The following is an 18508-nucleotide window of genomic DNA, read 5'->3' on the forward strand; positions in this document are numbered from 1 at the left end:
GTTCCTATTTATTGGAATTGAAAGGATGATTTTTATGTTCTCATTTCTCAAACCGGCTCCGGAAGCCTCGCAAAAGGTCGCTCCAGAAAAGGTTAACTCTACTTATCATCACCACCAAATTGGGGTTCTAATGTCTATTTGCATCGGCTACGTTGGCTACTATGTTATTCGGCTGATCTTCACCACCGAGCAAAATGACATTATGAAAACCTACGGCTTTTCCACCGCCCAAATTGGTTTAGTTCTTTCTTGTTTTGGAATTGGTTACGGAATTTCCAAGCTTTTCATGGGAGCTTTAAGTGATAAATGTAATCCTAACCGTTACTTAGCCACGGGCCTTTTCATTTCAGCAGTTTTGAATTTAGGCCTAGGCGCAACCAAAAATCTCTATGTCATGATGCTTTTAATGCTGATCATGTCCATCGCCCAGGGAATGGGAGCTGCGGCCTGCCAACGGATTGTCCAGCTTTGGTGGGGAAAAAAGACCCGCGGGACCGTCTACTCCATCTGGTCATCCGCCCACAACTTGGGAGCTTTCGCTTGCGTGGCTACCGTCCAACTAGCTACTTGGCTCTTTAGCAATTCCATTGCCGCGGTTTTCTACACGGCTTCCGTCGTTTCTTTTTTAATTGTAGTTTTCATTCTGGTCGCGGGAAATGATCGACCAACTTCAGTCGGTCTTCCCAGCATTAGTGACCACACGCAAGAAACTGAGACGCACACCGCTGCCGATGAGGAATTAACCGACCTTAATCTATGGCAAATTTTCCAAAAATATATTCTAACTAATAAGTTGGTCTGGGCAATCACAATTACTTCTATGTGTCTTTATCTCGTGCGTTATGGCATCATGAGTTGGATTCCGAGTTACTTAACTCAATTCAAAGGCTTCGACAGTGCTTGGGCTAAGTGGTTAGTCGGGATCTTTGAATTGGCGGCGGTTCCAGGAGTTATCGGCCTGGGTGCCGTTTCTGATTTATTAAAAGGCCACCGAACTTGGGTTTGCCTCGGCTGCGTTGTGGGCTTATTCATCTGCCTAACCATTTACTTTTTCAGCAGCAGCAAGCCAATGATTGTCGTCGTCTTGTTCATTATGGGAACTTTAATTTACGCTCCTTTAACCTTGGTTGGTTTAATGGTCAACGAGGCGGTGCCCAAATTTGCCGTGGGTTCTTCGACCGGGTTCATGGGCTTCTTCCAATATTTAATCGGTGAAACTTTAGCAACTGCTTTAATCGGCATCTTAGTCGCACACTTTGGCTGGATTGCCAGCAACACCGTTTTATACAGTGCCACCGCGCTAGCCTTCTTGGCTTTAATTTATATTACCCTTCAAGAACGTTCCAAAAATTAAGCAGCTGCCAAAAATCAAAAAAGAGCCGAACGAGAGCATTAAAAACTCGCCTTTGGCTCTTTTTTATATCAAATAGGAGAAATATAAGTAACTATTGCCGTCCATTGCCCTCTCCAATTAGAACATCCCTAAAAAATTACTAGGGTCCTAGTATTTCCGTAAATAAACTTTATCGATAAAGTGATTCGTCGTCTTATGCAAAATCAAGTCCGCCCGCTGCATAGTTGGCGCAATGTATTCCAGCAAATTACGGTAGTTCGTCTCCTGCCAAACCCGGTGAGCAAAGACCAAAACTTGATCTTCTGGCTGCTCTAAAAATTGATAATAAAAATTCGTTGGATCGGGATGCGCCCGTTGCCAAGCCAAGAAACCTTGGAAACGATGCAAGTACCACTGTTCGATCAATTGGGGATCGGCGTCCACATAAATCGCGAAATCAAAGTAATCACTGACATAGATCTGTTGATTTTGTGGCAATTGCAAGACATTGATCCCCTCCATAATTAAAATATCGGGATGCTCAATTTGTTCCTGTTGATCGGGCAAAACATCATTAATCTGATGAGAATAAACCGGATAAGTTACCGGCCCTTGATCCGCTTTGACATCTTCCAAAAAGCGCAACAATTTTTCATTATCATAGCTCCAAGGAAAGCCCTTGTCGGCTGTCAAATGGCGCGCTGCTAATTCAGCGTTGGGATACAAGAAACCATCAGTGGTAATCTGTTCAATTTTATACTGAGGATAGGCGCGCTGTAACATCATCTTGAGTAAGCGGGCGGTTGTACTCTTGCCAACCGCCACACTTCCACTGATTCCGATAATGAAAGGAACCTGATGGGGCTTTTGGCCGAGAAAACGAGCTTTGGCATTTGACAATTGTTGGTAATTATTTAAATATAAATGCAGTAAGTGCCGGAGAGGAGCGTAGATTTCCTGGACATCCTCGAGAGAAATTTGATCACCAACAGATTTCAGTTGTTGTAAATCAGCGGCCGCAATATTATGCCGGTATTCCCCATGAAACTGCGCCCACTCTTGGCGCCCGTATTTATGATAATTTATCAATCGTTTCATCATTCACCCTTCTACATTTAACTTAACTTTTGCTTTTAATTTGAGAAATGGAGCTTTGCCCATGCCAACAATCGCCCTTTTTGGTGATGATCTGCTTGCTGGTTTTCAGCAAGAAACAGTTACTGATGCCGTCACCACCCGCTTACAGCAGGCTTTTCCCAACCAACAACTACGAAATCTGGCTTTACCGGGTCAATCGACTGCTCAAGCCTTAACCCATGTCGAAAGAGATGTCGTCAGCTTACAGGCTGCAATCGTAATTTTATTTTTTGGGAGCACGGACTTAGATCGCAAGCGCCAAATCAAAGTAGGCATCTTTGCCCAAAATCTTAATCGGTTAGTTCAAAAGCTGCAACCAGCCCAGATCATCTTAGTCTCTCCACCCGCTTTTAATAGCCAACTCCAGCCCCGACGCGCTTGGCCGCGGCAATTACAGTTCGCCCTAGCAGTGGAACATCTGGCCCAAAAATATGATTTGCCTTATATCAATTTACTGCAAGCTATGCAAAAAAAAGAAGCCAAGCTTTACTTTCGCGAAGATGGTCTAACTTTCAACGACCAAGGCTATGAGCTTTTAAGCCAGTTACTGGATCCTGTCATCAGCCAACTCCTACAGAACTCTTCCGCTGCGACTTCCCAGATTCAACCAGCTCAACAATAAGAAAAACCCGAATGAAAATATCAACTTTTCATTCGGATTTTTTCTTATTTAGCCCCCATTTAGTCACAAACTTTCACATCTTAGCTTATTTTTTAGCTACTGAAGCTGTCTTTTTACCATGATTACTTAGATAGTAAATGATGACCATGATTAGTTCAAATCCCACTCCGATAAAGATTGAAATCCGGGTGCTGGGGTTGACGAACATATAACCCAAGATAATCAACAACATAATAAAGGCAAAATAATTACTCCAAGGTGCTCCCGGCATCTTGAAGGGATGTTCTACCAATTCAGTTTGATGGCGCTTGCGAAAGTTCAAGTGGCTCAGCAAAATTACAAACCAAGGAATCATCCCTGGCAAAACGCTGGCGCCGTAGACAAGGACAAAGGCATCCCCCGCCGATTTGAAAAAGAGGGGTAAAAGGTCATTCAAAATCAAACCAACTAAGATCCCAATTCCCATTGTCAAAACTGGCACGTAAGGCACCTTATGCTTGGATAATTTCTTAAAGACTGGTGGTAAATCACCATTTTGCGCCAAGGTGTATAACATCCGGCTAGCGCTAAAGATTCCTGAATTACAGCCGGAAAGAGCCGCCGTCACGACGACAAAGTTAATAATTCCTGCCGCAAAAGTAATTCCAATCTTGGCAAAAGTTTCTACGAAAGGTGAACCTAGAGTTCCTAATTCATCCCAAGGATAAATAGAAACAATTACGAAAATAGCCCCAATATAGAAAATCAAAATTCGCCAAACAATTGAACGAATTGATTTAACGATACTTTCTTGGGGATTTTTGGCTTCGCCGGCGGTAATTCCGACAACTTCAATTCCCTGATAGGAACCAATAACAATCGATAAGGCAAACATAAAACCATTAAAACCACCCGTGAAGAAACCACCGTGGCTCCACAAATTGCTGATGCCCACTGGACGGCCATGATTTCCCAAACCGAAAACAATTACCAACAGTCCCACAATAATCATGAAAATAATTGTCAAAACTTTGATCATCGAAAACCAAGTCTCCAAATCACCATAAGCTTTGACCGATACTAAATTCGCTAAGCACAACATAATGACCACGACGATTCCGGCAATCCAAGTTGGAAAGCCTGGCCACCAAAATTGCAAGTAAGTGCCGACGGCGATCACTTCACTGATCCCGACCAACAAAAACTGAAAAATATTACTCCAGGCCGTCAAATAACCGGCCAAGGGATGAACATATTCGGAGGCAAAATCGGCAAAAGAACCAGTAATCGGATTAGTATACAGCATTTCACCTAGGGCCCGCATTACCAAATAAAGAACAAACCCAGCCAGCGCATACGCCAGCATTACTGAGGGGCCTGTCCACTTGATAGTTGAGGCGGAACCCATAAAGAGTCCCACACCAATGGTGCCACCAAGTGCAATCATTTGCATTTGATTAGAAGATAGGGACTTATTCAATTCGTGTTTTTCTTTTTCTCTCATGAACTCTATCTCCTTCTTAATAATTATTCCAAATTGTAACTAATCTTACCATAAATTGCAAAGTATTCCGGTTTTTACAAGCGTGACCTTGTCCATTTAGAGCCACAATTCAATTGCACTATAAACTAATAATAAGCTGACAATTCCATTCACTAGCCTTTGGTGACACCGATAAAAGCGGACAAAAACTACTCCCAGTAAAGTCCACAGTAGGGTTCCCAGAACTCCAATTCCAACAATCAACCCCGCTCGAACGGCAATCTCATTCCAAAATGAAGGCAAGGTGAAGCCGGTCAAACCAGTAATCGTATAGACATAGCCTTTAACATTGGTTACTTGCATCAAGAGCCCTTTAACTAGTGGATGCTCACTAGCTGCCTTAGTTTTCGTAAGTCCGGCTGAAAGCATTTGCCACGCTAGGTAAAGCAAAAAAATTGATCCACAAATTTTCAAGAAAATTTGAAATTCTCTTTGTTGCTGAAATAAAGTTGCAAAACAAGCTCCCAAGATACACATTCCCCATAGTCCTAGGAAAACTCCACCATTAAAAGCTAAGCTCCGCTGAAATCCCTTCCTCTGTCCTTCAGACAAAGCGCAAATTGTATTGGGACCCGGTGTAAAAGACATTACGACTAGAAAAGATAAGTAACTCCCCATCAATCAGATTCCTTTTTATTAAATATTTCGATTAAATAATTAAATTCATCCTTCAAATAATTAGATTTTTTAATTATAAACAATTTCTCGGCTCCCGACAATGAGCCCCTAACTAAAAAAGCACCGTCCTGCACTAGCTCTGCGAAAACGGAAATCATTTTTCGAGAAGCCATCCAAAACGGTGTTCAAGTAAGGAACTAGGCTCTTATTTTCAAGGGGCGATGGCCAATGATTAAGAAGCCAATCAGGGCTTCCAAGAAGGCCAAGACAACATAGGCGCCAAAAATCAGTCCCCAAGAATTGGTACAACCCTTGACCAGACCAGTCAAAGTGGGGCCAACAGCCGCCAATAAGTAGCCACAAGACTGAGCAATTCCAGACATCTGCACAGTTTCGGTGATATTCACGGTTTTCCGTTGAAAGAAAACAATCGCTAAGGCAAAGGCCGCTGCTGGTGCGGAACCCATTAAGAAAGCCAAAATCAAATTAACGGCGAAGTTTTGTTGGAAACTCACTAAGCAAGCTAAGCCCACAACAAAACTTGCCCCGACAAATAAAACAATACCGTACATTCCGGCTTTGGTCCGCGCAATTAAGGGAGTAATCAAGGATAAGGGCATTCCTGATAACTGGAAGACGGTCGCTAAAATCCCGGTCAAGCCGGCGGAAAAACCCGCTTGGAGCCAGTAACTCGGTAACCAAGTCAAAAGAGAATAGTAGAGTAATGATTGACTCCCAAAATAAAAGGCAATCATCCAAGTTAAAGGTTGGCCCCACAAGGAACTACTTTTTTCTGTTTTAGAACTGCTTTTTAGCGGAGGCTGAGGTCTTTTCCGCGGCGTTTTTAGAAAAGCGCCTAGCCAAACTAGAAAAGCCAATAAAGTAATGCAAGTTAAAGTTCCCATCGAAAGAGCTAAGTTCGTCCCTTGGGCTAAGGGTGCCGCAACTCCAGTTCCTAAAGCCGCGACGACTCCCATCGTGGTCGTATATAAGCTGGTCAAAACCGCCGTTTTTAGGGGGAAATATTCTTGAATCACTGCGGGCAACAAGACATTGCCGCCGGCAATCCCAATTCCCACGAGGATTGTTCCCCCAATTAAAACTGCCGAGCTAGGAATAATCCGTAAGAATCCTCCGATCGTCATCACCGCTAGAGCCGCCAAAAGCACGGGAACATTGCCACGGCGAACTCCCCAACGAGCCACCAAAGGTGACAGTAAGGCAAAAATCAACAGCGGAATCGTCGTCAAAACTCCCGACAAACTAGTCGGAAAGCCTAAATTAGTTTTAAACCAGGGCAAAAGTGGCGGAATCATGGTAATCGGGAGCCGCAAATTAGCCGCGATTAAAACAATTCCGGCAGCCAGCCAATAATAGTTACTTTTTTTCAAAATATTCAATTCCTTCAATTTAGGGATTTACTGCATAAAAAATGTCAATTAAGTATTTTAACAATCTTTACCCAAAATAGAAAGCCAAATGAGCAGTCACCGCCACTAAATTACCCGGAAACAAGGGCTTTATGCTATGATAAGAAAAGTTATATTTCTATTGTGAAATCTGAAGGAGTCCATTATGTCAAGCCAATCTTTCTACTATCAAAAAAAGATTCTCCTCGCCGTCACCGGTAGTATCGCCGCCTACAAGGCCGCTAAAATTGTCCGCGAATTAGTTAAAGCTGGTGCCCAAGTCAAAGTCGCCCTTACTCCCGCGGCCCAAGAATTTATCACCGCCAAGACTTTAGCTGTTTTATCCCAGCAAGATCCCTTAATTGATGATTCCCAGGACAACAGTGCCGCTATTCCGCATATTCACTGGGCGCGCTGGGCCGACTTCTTGATGGTCATCCCTGCCAGCGCCAACACCGTCAGCAAATTAGCCCAAGGTCAAGCCGACAATCTCGTCACTCAACTGGCTCTCGCTACTCCTGCTGCCAAGGTTTTAGCCCCGGCGATGAATGACCAAATGTTGCATAATCCCGCTACCCAACGTAATCTCCAACAACTGACCGAGGACGGCTGGCTAATTGTCGAACCCGAAGAAGGTTTCTTAGCCGAAGGTTATCGGGCTCAAGGCCGCTTACCTGATGCTATTCCGCTTTTAAAACAAATTGCCCTGCGCTCTTTGCGAAAAGAAGCTTCCCAGAGCTGGCAAGGGAAAAAGATGGTCATCACTGCGGGCGGAACTCAAGAAGCCCTCGATCCGGTCCGCTATCTGGGAAATTATTCTTCAGGAAAAATGGGCTTGGCTCTCGCCCAAGCCGCTAGTGAAGCTGGTGCCCAAGTTGTTTTAATTACTAGCATTGCTAGTTCTCCCATCTATGGAGTTCGAACTCAAATCGTCCATTCAGCCCAAGAGATGTTGACCGCAGTGACTGCAGAGTTCGCGACTGCCCAAGTTTTCATTAGCGCCGCCGCCGTAGCTGACTTTCGCCCCGCTACCCGTCAAGCCCAAAAAATCAAAAAAACTCCCGGTCAAAAAACTTATACTTTGGAATTAGAAACTAATCCGGATATTGTGGCCGAGATGGCTCAAACTAAGTGCTCAGGCCAAATAGTCGTCGGCTTTGCGGCCGAAACCGAAAATCTGGTCAAAAATGCGCAAAAGAAATTAGCCCGGAAACAACTTGATTATTTAATTGCCAACGATGTCAGTGATTCACAAATTGGTTTTGGCAGTGATGAGAACGCCGTTACTATTTTTCAAGCCCAACAAGCACCGAAGGTTCTCCCTCGGGCTGCGAAATTGACAATTGCCCGGGAAATAATCGCCCACTTAACTCCAGCTTTGACTAGCAAGACCGAAGCCTAATTGGACTAAACAATCTTTAGCAGTGAACCGCAAAACAAAACTATGCTGTAGAAGCTTATAAGTATTCAATCCTCTTAATTATTCCCTAAATAGTAAAGATTCTAAGGCCTCAATTATTTCTTCTTGAGTAAGATCAAAACCAGGAACTTTTCTAAATTTCGCCTTATACTCCCTCTGCTTGATATTTTTTACTAAAGTAATAAATTCCTGTTTTCAGGGTTTGTTGTGATAACTACCATTGTAAAGGAATTACTTTGAGTTTTTAGATTAAATTATCATTTGGATTAATTATAGAATCTGCCATAGTTAAAAAATAAGACTGATGTATCTAGTATTTTCCCAGGGGCTAAACTGATCTTATTTCAGTCAGAACGAGTCAAATTTCGGATCTTATTTTCAATAATTTCCTTGATTTCTATCGAAGTCCCGGTCTTTAGACTAATATCTTGTCCTTGTTTCGTGAGCTCCTACATCCTCATCATCATCTTTTAAACCAAGTATAATATATTTTAATTAGTTGTAAGATTGACATGTTATAACTACCAATATTTTTAGTTACAAGCCCTCATTATTTGTTAATAGCACAAGCTTTATAATCGATTGTTGGCCTCTTCCATCATTGTCAAATCTTTAAAAAGCCAGCTAACTTTACCTTACTTTAAATCTTTGTGATCGCAACGAACACTAATGCTTACGAAGATGTGAATTTGTTAGCTGCTGGAGTTGGTCCCCACGGACGAGAAATTTTACAGGTTGTCGTTTAAAAAAGTTAGACCACTTATGGATCTAGCGGGATGAAATTAATCTTCCAAAAACAACCGCAGATTTTATAGAGTCGAAAATTAAGCCGCAAATCTCCTAACAAAAAATCATTCTCAATTTACTGAACTGAGTCCCTCTCATTGAAATAGTCCAATGAGAGCGGGGTTATTGCGTTTTCAATCGAAACTAAATTGGCTCCACGCCAACAAGCTCAGACTGCTGCAACTGATTTAAATGCCGGCGATTCCACTTAGATTAAACAATTCTTTGCTCGAGCCCAAATTTCTTTTTTCTAGTTAGCTAGAACTTCCATTTCCAAAGTATATTTTATATTCTCGGATCAACATAGACTCACCTGCCTATCACTAATTGTGATAACCATATCGCTAACTGGTAGTATCCAGTATTTTTATTTTTGGATATAGTATTGGCATACTCAATTATTCAAGCAAGGACGGAAAAAACTATGCAAGCAATGCAATATCAGGTAACTTTACCGACAGATTACGATATGCAAATTATTAGAGATCGAACCACTAATAATGGTTGTAAAACAGATCTTTTCCCAGGATTATTATTTAAGGCATACCTGATCACTGAAAGAAAAGAAGGTGCTATATCTAACAGCTACGCACCTTTTTACGTTTGGCAAGACTCCGAAGGGATGAATAAATTTATTTTTTCTGGATTTTTTGACAATATCTTAAAATCTTTTGGTTGGCAACAGATCGGGATCGGAATTACCTCAACTGTTGATTTGAGTCCAGACTTTCTTAGAAGCAAATATTTAGTTGAAGAATATCAACCAATCGAACCACAACTTTCTTTAACCAAGGTCCCAATAACTGCCCAGCGTAAAGCTAATGAATTAGGCAAAGTGCTTATTTATAATCCAGATAAGTGGCAATTAGTTACATTTACGTTTTTAGAAGACAAACCTTTGAGCGGCCAAAAAGTATATGAGATTTTGCATATTTCACCAGGTAAGAACTTGAATTCCTGGCAGAAATAATTAGAAAAAATAAAGTGGGGGATAGAATCATGCCCCTGCTAAAGTTTTCTATAATAATAATTACGATACAAAAACCATCCAGCAGATAAATACGACGATTGATGCAGCTTTAGAAGCATGTTTTAAAATTTCCCAGGGTGATCTTTTTCAGCTTTGGATAAAAACCAATAAAAAATTGTATCAAAGAATTGTTGCTGATATTACTCAAAAAAACAATATAACTAAAAGTGATATTTTATTTTATTAAATGAAGTCCCCATTGAGAATTGGTCTTTTGGCGATGGTTTAGCGCAAGGATTAATATAAAAGCTAAGAAGAAAATATTATGGCAAATAACCCAATCAAAGAAATATTTAGCGAAAACCTACTTAAGTTTAATCCAAATTTATGTAGATATACCAAAGATATTATCTTTGATGAGGTTTTGTTAGATGAAAGTTTAAGTTCTAAAACTCGTAGCCTAGTAACCCTGACACTTTTAACCGCCATTGGTAATAGTGATCAGATGCCCTATCATCTTGCTACGGCTTATCAGAATGGGCTAACCAAAAAGGAATTATCCGCTCTTTGTACCCATTTAATGTTTTACCTTGGTTTGCCAAAAACCATGTTATTGGTTGATCAGATCAACGCTCCAGGCTAAAGCCATTAAACTTAGTACCAGTATTCAAAAAAGCCATTATCCCCATCAAGGATCGTGGCTTTTTGGTATCTCCAGATAAATCATTGATATTTTTAGACTGATAACGATTTTACTTACTTTGATATATCTTATATTCTAAGGAAATATCAGTTGTCCTCAGTTTTACCAAATTTTTCGTTTCTGCAAACGAACAAGGTAACAGGCTGATACCACTTCCTTGTTCAACCATCATTTCGATTGCCTGCAACGAATCAATCTCAAGAATCCGACTTTTATCCGCCAAATCTTGTAACGTTCTTTTTCTAAAAGCACAGATAGGATCACTATTAACTAAAACTGGTAAATTATTGGCAAAAGCGTGGCTCTCACGCGCCAAGTAATTACACTTAATCGCCCTTGTCTTTTGTAAATGATAATTATGATTGTTATTCAAATCAGCAAAGGTTACCACCAGATCATACAGATTATTGGCGGCTTCTTGAACAATGTTTTCCTGCCGCTTGACAACAATTTTACTAAAGTGACTATAACTAACCAGACCACTATTATTTAATAACTCTGAGATTAAAACCTCTGAGCCTAATAAGGTCTTCTTTTGTTGATCAATTTGCGTCGTTACCTTTGCTAGTTCGGCCTGAATATTTAGGGTCGCAGAATAAAAAATATTACCGGTTTTAGTGGGTGTAACCCCTTTTTGCGTCCGTAAAAAAAGTTTGGTATTCAGTTCCGTCTCCATTACTTTTAAACGCGTAGTAATATTCGATTGAGCATAGCCCAATTGTTCGGCTGCTTTATTTAAGGAGCCAATTTCATAAATTGCTTGAAAAATTTTTAAATCATTGAAGTTCATCTTAATTACTTATCCTCTTTAATAACAATTATTCATTGTTGATCACAACCCAAGATTCACGACCATCGGTAATGAGTACTTCATGATTATTAATTGTGGCCAAATTAATTTAGTCCTGATACTTTTTTGGTAAATTGCTCTTCAATATAATAAGGTGGAGTATAATTCCTCGATAGTTCAGCTGCAGCCCGGACACCAGACATGATCTTATTATACTTAACATTTATTTATAGTCATCAATACGATTTGACTTCGACCCCCTAGAGCTCTACAAAATCTGTTGTTGGTAGAAGCAAATTCTAGCAGCACTATTTTTACTGGATTAGTTTCAGACTCATTAAGTGGTTTAATCAAATAGTTTACAATTTATCCGCGCCACCTAAAAAATTAAATGGAAAATCGTCCCGACTAGATACAAAGCAATATAGGTCATCGTAATTTGCGAACAGTGTTTGACAATGACTTGGTTATAGATTTCTTTCTTATGCTGATTATGGCGCAAAATCTGTAAGGGACGATTGAAGATTAGATAGAGCGGTAAGGTTAATAAGGTCAGCCAGGGAGCTAATCCCCAACAGACAACGAGAATCAAGCCCCCTGCCGACAGCCAATACAAAAGATAAAACAGCTTAATGGCCCGAGCGGCGGTCAAAAAATAAACCAAGGTATAACGCCCATTGGGCACATCTTCTTGCAGATCACAAATATTATTGGCCAACTGCATAATATAAATCATTACTAGCGGCAACAAAGCAACTAAAAACATGCGCCCAACTAAGGTCCAATCTAGGGTCAAATGACCTAGATTTCCCAGATAAACATAGGTTAAGGGAATCATGTAAGCAATCGGGAAAGCAACGCAGAATTCACATAAAGGCGTTGAATTCCAGGGCCGAGGTCCAGCAGAATAACCTAAACCAAAAATCGCCGCTAAGCTTCCAATAACTAAGGTGGGCCAGCCGGTGAAATAGGCTAGAAGAAGCCCCAAAGCAATCGGGAGAATCGCTAACCAAGCCAACCATTTTTTAACAACTTGCAGATCTAGCTTATACAAGCCAATATTATTAGTTTTTTCTTTATAGGCGGTCTTTGTAGAAGCATGTTCGAAATCGTATAAATCATTTTGAATATTAATGATTAAATGAAACATAAAGACAATGACTAAAGCTATTGTCGGTGCTAACCAATTAAATCTCCCCCAATAATAATAGGAAAAACTAGCTGCCAAAATAAGCCAAGCTAAATCTAAAGGGGGCGTGCTGAGTCCGGACATTTGATAAAATACTTTCCAATTCATTACTGCTAACCTCGAATCATTTCCACTGTAACCCTGTTTTTCAACAAGTCAAAAATCATTTAAACAATAGCTAAACTTAAGCCAATCTTATAATTTTTGTTTTTCAAAGACAATTTTTATGTAGTGACCCCCAAAAGTTGGACCTTTTCAGAGTGGAGAAATCTGCTCCATTTTTTATTGCTTTTCTGGTAACTCTATCCCAGGCAGATTTTAATGCTACTTCAAGCATCAAACATTTGCGTACCGACATATTAGTAACAATCTGTAAATCCATCGGCCCAAAGTCACCGCCACCGTAGACTAATCCCTAATTGTGGGCAACGAAATAGTCAGCTGATTTTAAAGTCGCTTCTTGATGAGCAGGATCATTTTCTACTGATGTTCCATCAATAAATCACATTTTTTACATTTTTATAATTTCTATTCTTAAAAATTGAATTTTTTTATTATTATGACAGATTCTATAATTACCCCAAACGATAATTTAATCTAAAAAAACCAAAGTAATTCCTTTACAATGGTAGTTACCACAACAACCTTGAAAGCAGGAATTTACTTTGAAAACTTCTGCTCCATTACAATTTCAGCACGACACAATTACTAGTTTACTGCGTCAAGGAGAAAGTCAGACCTTCATTGTCCAAGATTTAGGCCTCGCCAAATCGAACATTTTTTATGAGTTACAACGAGTTCAACTTTATGATTCTGAACTAGCTCAAGCTGATACTCACCGAAAGTGGCGCCATTGTGGGCACAAATCAATTCTAACCCCACAACGTAAACAATTAGTAGAACATTATTTGCTGCTAACTTGGTCACCTGAACAGGTTGCTTATCATCTGGGTTTTGCCACAGCTTCTATCTATAACTGGTTAAACTAAGGTCGACTAAATTATTCAATACAAGAGCTTCCAGATAGAGGACGAAGATAAAATAAAAAGCGGGAAACTCATGGACAATATCAAACTGGCACTGGCATTTAAGGACGTCCAATAACAGTCAATCAACGGCAAGAATTGGTCATTGGAAAATAGATCCGGTACTTTCTTCCAAAGGGTATAAGCGATTATCCTAAAAGTATCACAATTAATACGATATTCTTCAAAATTTCGATAAGTATCTCCTTTAAATTAACGACAGGATCAGGATCCTTTGGTTTCCCCATTAGTATTGAAAAAATGGCATTACAATTGGTAAGTCCGCAATCAAGTCGACAAATTAATATTTTACTCTGAGTTTAACAACGATTTGTACAAATTTTTTACTGTAAATCTGTAATTTTTGTAAGTCATCAATGCAGATCTGCAATAATGAATTTTCTTATCTCTGATATTTAATCTTCTTCTGATTTAATTTTTCTACAATGATATTTACGCCAGGATATATCTCCAAATAAAGCCTACATAAAATCTACGAATTCCAGCGAATAATTGCTTCCACAACTTTTTTGTTCCTCATTGTCATAGAAACACTCCCCGGATTGGTTCCAAAGCGAGCGTCATTTTTTATATGAAGTTATTTGTTTTAAGTAATATTTAGTAAAAAGCACTCATTAATATCCAAAATAATATGATAAAATAAAATGAGGGAGGTGTCATAATGTTCACTGTATGTATTTGCGATGACGATGCTAGTTCACTTATATACACAAGAAAAATGTTATTGAGAGCATCTGTACAATTTAACATTGATTTTAAAATAAAAGAATTTAAAAGTGCAAAATCATTTATAGACTTTGCAAATCATGAAAAAGAATCTTTATTAATCATATACATGGATATTGAAATTGGTGATATCAATGGTATTGAAGTTATAAGTAAAGTCAAATCTATTCTACACATCGAACCAATTGTCTATTTCATTTCAAATTACCCTGAATACGTGTTTGATAGTTTTAGAGTTCATCCACAAAATTACTTAGTAAAACCGGTAGATTTTAAAAAAATCAAACAAACAATAACTGATGTAAATAAAAAAATCAGTAACCACGATAAACAAATGATAATTATTCTTGATAAAAATACAGGGAACAAAAGATTAACTCTGATTAATGACATAATATACTTGGAACTTGTGAATTCTCCACAAAGACTCATTAAGGTACAAACAATAACAGATCACTTTTATACCTCGGGGAGACTAAACAGATCGTATGAAGAGTTAGAAAAATACAATTTTATAAAAATATATAGATCGATAATTATCAACATTAACAAAATAGAAAGCATAAGTACGAATAAAGTCATTGTAAGTAATGGTGATATTTTACCTATTGGGAGAACTCAAAAAAAGCAAGTAAAAAAAGCTTTTATCGATTTAATAAATCAGGAGTTTAAAAATGAAAGTTTTTAGTACAAACAATATTTTTATTACATTATTAGCTAATATTTTTCAAACAGGTGTATTTTTTTATTCTTTTAATTTACTATATGAATTTAATAACCACCTCAGCAAATTTAGACCACTATTTTTTTGTATGCTGTCTAGTATTATATTGACAATAAATACAGAAATTAATAACAACATTCTTATTGGACTATTAACATGTATTTCCATATATATCATCACCATTCTTTTTAAAATGAATGGTACTAGTAGGATGATTGTAACGATCTTTTCTCTTTTCTTTGCAGCCATTACGGAACTTATTTCGATGTTTTCTTGTTACTACTTTTTTAATGTTCAATTAAACCATAAACCGCTCTTCATAATTATAAATTCCATACTACAACTCATTATTATAAAATCATTTTTCGATTCTATCTCAATAAAAAACAAATTATTTTCTAATTATTGGTATATTTTACTCCCAATCTCCTTTATCTCTTGTATATTACTATCTGTGACTATAAATAACAGTCACTATAATTTATTAATAAAATTTTGTAGTATCTGTTTTGTAATTATTTTAAACATATTATTATTATTTCAAACAAATAAAATTGAAAAGATGTTTATCGAAACCTACTCTCTCAAAGTACAGAATCAGCAACTTTTATCGAAGTCAAAAAAAAATACAGAATTAATAAATAAATTTAAAAGTGATAGAAAAATAATACATGATTATAATAAACATCTAGTTTTACTTAAAGAACTTATTAAAAGAAATAATATGGACGGTGCCCTAAAAAAAATAAATGAACAACTGGAATTACCAACTGTACACCAATCAAATAGTAGTTTCACAGGTAATTTAGCTATAGATTCAATGAATAGCTATTTGGTCGATAACTGTAGAAAATATAAGATACAGTTATCAAAGAGTATTAGAGTGAATAGCCATCTGATAGGGATCCAATCCGATAGCTTAGGATTAATAATTGGAAATATTTATGATAATGCCATAAAATATTCCAAGTCCAATTTAACAAATCGTTTTATAAGAAATGAAATTGTAATAGAAAAAGATAGATTAATTTTACGTATTACTAATGGTTTCAATTATGCACATATATATAGACAATTAAAGGGCTACGGAGTAGGACTTTCAATTTCTAAAGACCTAATTAAAGACCTAAACGGAATTATTGAAATAAAACGTCTAAAAAATACCTATACAGTATTGGTTGTGATACCGTATAAAGCTTAGGAGATTGTGACTTGCTAGATATATTAACAAATATCATTTGTAAATATTTACCGGAATGGAAAAAAGATAAACCAGTAATCAAATATTCGGATTTAATCTACATCGGTATTAAGTTATCTGCCAATACGTACTGTATATGGTTTGCGCACAATATACCTAAGCCTGATAGCTTAAAAAAATTTATTTAAGGTAAATTTGAGCTATCTTCTAAAATTAGGAGAAATATTAAGCGCCTTTCTGGGTGGCTTGTTGCCAGTATCTACAGGTGATAATCCATCCATTTTTTCTTTAATTCGACAATTACTATAATAATTAAGATACGTTTTAATTTGCTGTTCTACCTCTACATAACTTATGGCTTTATAATTATGGACGACACTTACTTTAAGTTGGTGAAAGAAGCTTTCTACACTTGCAATATCTAAACAAGTTACCTTCCGACTCATACTCCAGAGAATTTGATTACTTCGAAGCAATTTCCAAAATTTAGAATTTTGATATTGAATTTTTTGATCAATATGAAACGTTCGACGATAGATGCGGTCACCTATTACTTGGATTGCTTCTTCCAAGGCTGCCATAATCGCTAAGGCATTCGGCTTTTCAGAAATGCGATAAGCGGTAATCTCGCTACTATACATATCTAGAAAAGGATCTAGGTAGAGCTTCTTTGCCCGAATGGTGCCGGACGTGTCTGTTTTAAAGTACTTTAGTTCTGTCGTAATCTTTTGGTGACAAATACTGACGTCAAACCTTCTTCTTATTTACATGGATTCCTTGATTCAATATTCCTTTGTCATCCGCAAACAACCGTAATTTTGATGCTGTTCTCTGATCCTAAGCATTTCAGCTTCGATTTCCTGATCAGGGCTTTGGTAATTAAAGCGTTGCTGCCAATACATAAAGGTCGATTTAGGAAATTCCAAGGTTTCCAGAAGATCAACTAGTTTGAATGATCCTCGGAGACTGGCAATGATTCGGGCGATTGATTCCTTCGTCTTTGTCGATCTTCCTCTTTTTGTAGCTTCCTTAATCCTTTTAACGAGGCATTCTCGATCTTGCACCCGTTTCTCTAACCTCTTAATCCGATCACGTTCTACGGGTGTTTATTGACTTGGCTTTTTGATTTTTTTCTTAGGCAAAGTAGGTGGACATCCTTTCGTTCTTGAGAGCCAAGCTATTCCTTCTGCACCAAACTCTCGATAGATATTGATTTAATTCCCCCTTCTCCTGCAAAATATTCGTGAACGATCTTTAACTTAAGTCCAAAACTATATTTAGCCATAAAAATACCGACCCCCAGAAGTTAGATTTTCGGTCTAACTTTTGGGAGTCGGTACATATCTTTCACAAAAATAATTATTTTTTAAATAAAATATCAATATAGCTCGATAAAAAGGACGTCTTTCAAACAATCAATCTACAACATTGTATTATACTAAATTAATCGATACCACATAACTTACAATGGGAGTTACGAGATAGATACTTATCAAAGGCTGAATAATCTACCAACGATAAATCAAAATATTTACCTTTGGTAAGTGTTGTATCTTTCTTCATAAAAGATAATAGATTTGAATTAAATTTAAGTACCTCTTCTTGTAAGAGGCCTTGTATTATATTATCAATAAACCCATAGTTATCATTTAAAAAATGATTTTCATTGAATATATTATGTCCACAAAAAAGGCATCCATAATCTTCGCCACATAATCCTGGACCTATAATTAAATCTCCATCTTGAATTCCATAATATATGCGCTTGCTTGGCTGACTGGTAAAAACCTTCTCCATACTAACAAGCCTCTCTCTACCAATATTTAGATTAATAATAAATATTGGATCATGTCTATATATATCATTATTTTTATAATCAACTCTTGAACGAAAATTATTAAACAAATTGAATTTAATATCAGAACCGATACCCAAAATCGGTTCAAAGTATAACATTCTTTTTAAATTTATTTTAATTTGATCACTATTTAATTCGTAATTATCATTATTTTTATTAACAAAGTTATTAATAAAATTTTGCTGTAGTATCCTACGCCTATACTCTCTCTCGTCTACCGATACAATAACGTTCGCCATATTACTTTCTATAAAGTTAATTACTTTATTTAGTATTATATTTTCCTTAGTATAATGCCCCCAATTATTATCGTCATTAAGCATTAAAAAATAGTCTGTCATTTGCTCAGGAAGAGATAATACTTTATCAATCTCAAATTTTTTTATATTATATAGCGCTATTTTTTTGTTATATCTAATAAACTGGAATTTAGAATCAATAACTTTCAAAAAAT

General features: G+C 37.5%; 17 protein-coding genes. 8 read left to right on the forward strand and 9 right to left on the reverse strand.

Annotated features, from left to right (window positions below):
* Nucleotides 1-34: 34 nt before the first annotated feature.
* Entirely contained in the window at nt 35-1354 is a 1320-nt protein-coding gene (locus HU830_RS03085) for an MFS transporter (protein WP_176942318.1), read from the forward strand.
* A 147-nt stretch (nt 1355-1501) separates the two neighbouring features.
* Here the strand turns inward: HU830_RS03085 and coaA are convergent, their stop codons facing one another.
* On the reverse strand, nt 1502-2431 hold the full coding sequence (gene coaA, locus HU830_RS03090) for a type I pantothenate kinase (protein ID WP_176942319.1): 930 nt from the start codon (nt 2429-2431) through the stop codon (nt 1502-1504).
* A gap of 61 nt (nt 2432-2492) precedes the next feature.
* Here coaA and HU830_RS03095 point away from each other — a divergent pair, with 61 nt between their 5' ends.
* Nucleotides 2493-3092 carry an SGNH/GDSL hydrolase family protein gene (locus HU830_RS03095; RefSeq protein ID WP_176942320.1) on the forward strand — a complete coding sequence of 200 codons (600 nt, stop codon included), beginning with the start codon at nt 2493-2495 and terminating at the stop codon, nt 3090-3092.
* A gap of 85 nt (nt 3093-3177) precedes the next feature.
* Here HU830_RS03095 and HU830_RS03100 read toward each other — a convergent pair whose 3' ends face one another.
* The 3 genes from HU830_RS03100 to HU830_RS03110 all read right to left on the reverse strand — a co-directional run bounded on the left by HU830_RS03100 (nt 3178) and on the right by HU830_RS03110 (nt 6623).
* Nucleotides 3178-4575 carry an amino acid permease gene (locus tag HU830_RS03100; RefSeq protein ID WP_176942321.1) on the reverse strand — a complete coding sequence of 466 codons (1398 nt, stop codon included), beginning with the start codon at nt 4573-4575 and terminating at the stop codon, nt 3178-3180.
* 96 nt (nt 4576-4671) lie between these two features.
* Complete coding sequence (locus HU830_RS03105; protein WP_176942322.1) at nt 4672-5232, reverse strand: LysE family translocator; 561 nt, start codon at nt 5230-5232, stop codon at nt 4672-4674.
* A gap of 197 nt (nt 5233-5429) precedes the next feature.
* Nucleotides 5430-6623: an MFS transporter gene (locus tag HU830_RS03110; RefSeq protein ID WP_176942323.1), complete on the reverse strand. Its 1194-nt coding sequence runs from the start codon at nt 6621-6623 to the stop codon at nt 5430-5432.
* 184 nt (nt 6624-6807) lie between these two features.
* Between HU830_RS03110 and coaBC the strand changes: the two genes are divergently transcribed.
* The 3 genes from coaBC (at nt 6808) to HU830_RS03125 (ending at nt 10460) form a co-directional block, all read left to right on the forward strand.
* Nucleotides 6808-8043 (forward strand): bifunctional phosphopantothenoylcysteine decarboxylase/phosphopantothenate--cysteine ligase CoaBC, encoded by a 1236-nt coding sequence (gene coaBC, locus HU830_RS03115; protein WP_176942324.1) that lies wholly within the window; start codon nt 6808-6810, stop codon nt 8041-8043.
* Between the two features lie 1228 nt (nt 8044-9271).
* A complete protein-coding gene (locus HU830_RS03120; RefSeq protein ID WP_176942325.1) occupies nt 9272-9817 on the forward strand; it encodes a DUF4865 family protein in 546 nt (181 codons plus the stop codon).
* Nucleotides 9818-10142: 325 nt separating this feature from the next.
* Entirely contained in the window at nt 10143-10460 is a 318-nt protein-coding gene (locus HU830_RS03125) for a carboxymuconolactone decarboxylase family protein (RefSeq protein ID WP_176942326.1), read from the forward strand.
* 109 nt (nt 10461-10569) lie between these two features.
* Here HU830_RS03125 and HU830_RS03130 read toward each other — a convergent pair whose 3' ends face one another.
* Nucleotides 10570-11310, reverse strand: a complete 741-nt coding sequence (locus tag HU830_RS03130; protein ID WP_176942327.1) for a LysR family transcriptional regulator — start codon at nt 11308-11310, stop codon at nt 10570-10572.
* A 379-nt stretch (nt 11311-11689) separates the two neighbouring features.
* Nucleotides 11690-12607, reverse strand: coding sequence for a prenyltransferase (locus tag HU830_RS03135; protein WP_176942328.1), 918 nt, complete (start codon nt 12605-12607; stop codon nt 11690-11692).
* A gap of 557 nt (nt 12608-13164) precedes the next feature.
* Between HU830_RS03135 and HU830_RS03140 the strand changes: the two genes are divergently transcribed.
* From HU830_RS03140 to HU830_RS03150, 3 genes are all read left to right on the forward strand, one after another.
* A complete protein-coding gene (locus tag HU830_RS03140; RefSeq protein WP_176942329.1) occupies nt 13165-13488 on the forward strand; it encodes a hypothetical protein in 324 nt (107 codons plus the stop codon).
* Nucleotides 13489-14206: 718 nt separating this feature from the next.
* Nucleotides 14207-14959 carry a LytR/AlgR family response regulator transcription factor gene (locus HU830_RS03145; protein ID WP_176942330.1) on the forward strand — a complete coding sequence of 251 codons (753 nt, stop codon included), beginning with the start codon at nt 14207-14209 and terminating at the stop codon, nt 14957-14959.
* Entirely contained in the window at nt 14946-16196 is a 1251-nt protein-coding gene (locus HU830_RS03150) for an ATP-binding protein (protein WP_176942331.1), read from the forward strand. Before HU830_RS03145 ends, HU830_RS03150 begins: the two co-directional genes overlap by 14 nt.
* A gap of 200 nt (nt 16197-16396) precedes the next feature.
* On the opposite strand, the gene HU830_RS09160 is transcribed toward HU830_RS03150, so the two are convergent.
* The 3 genes from HU830_RS09160 to HU830_RS03160 all read right to left on the reverse strand — a co-directional run bounded on the left by HU830_RS09160 (nt 16397) and on the right by HU830_RS03160 (nt 18503).
* Nucleotides 16397-16960, reverse strand: a complete 564-nt coding sequence (locus tag HU830_RS09160) for a transposase (protein ID WP_407647473.1) — start codon at nt 16958-16960, stop codon at nt 16397-16399.
* A gap of 18 nt (nt 16961-16978) precedes the next feature.
* A complete protein-coding gene (locus HU830_RS09165; RefSeq protein ID WP_407647472.1) occupies nt 16979-17260 on the reverse strand; it encodes a hypothetical protein in 282 nt (93 codons plus the stop codon).
* A gap of 379 nt (nt 17261-17639) precedes the next feature.
* Nucleotides 17640-18503 carry a hypothetical protein gene (locus tag HU830_RS03160; RefSeq protein WP_176942332.1) on the reverse strand — a complete coding sequence of 288 codons (864 nt, stop codon included), beginning with the start codon at nt 18501-18503 and terminating at the stop codon, nt 17640-17642.
* Nucleotides 18504-18508 lie beyond the last annotated feature (5 nt).

The organism is Bombilactobacillus apium, from assembly GCF_013385145.1.
GTDB classification, from domain to species: domain Bacteria; phylum Bacillota; class Bacilli; order Lactobacillales; family Lactobacillaceae; genus Bombilactobacillus; species Bombilactobacillus apium.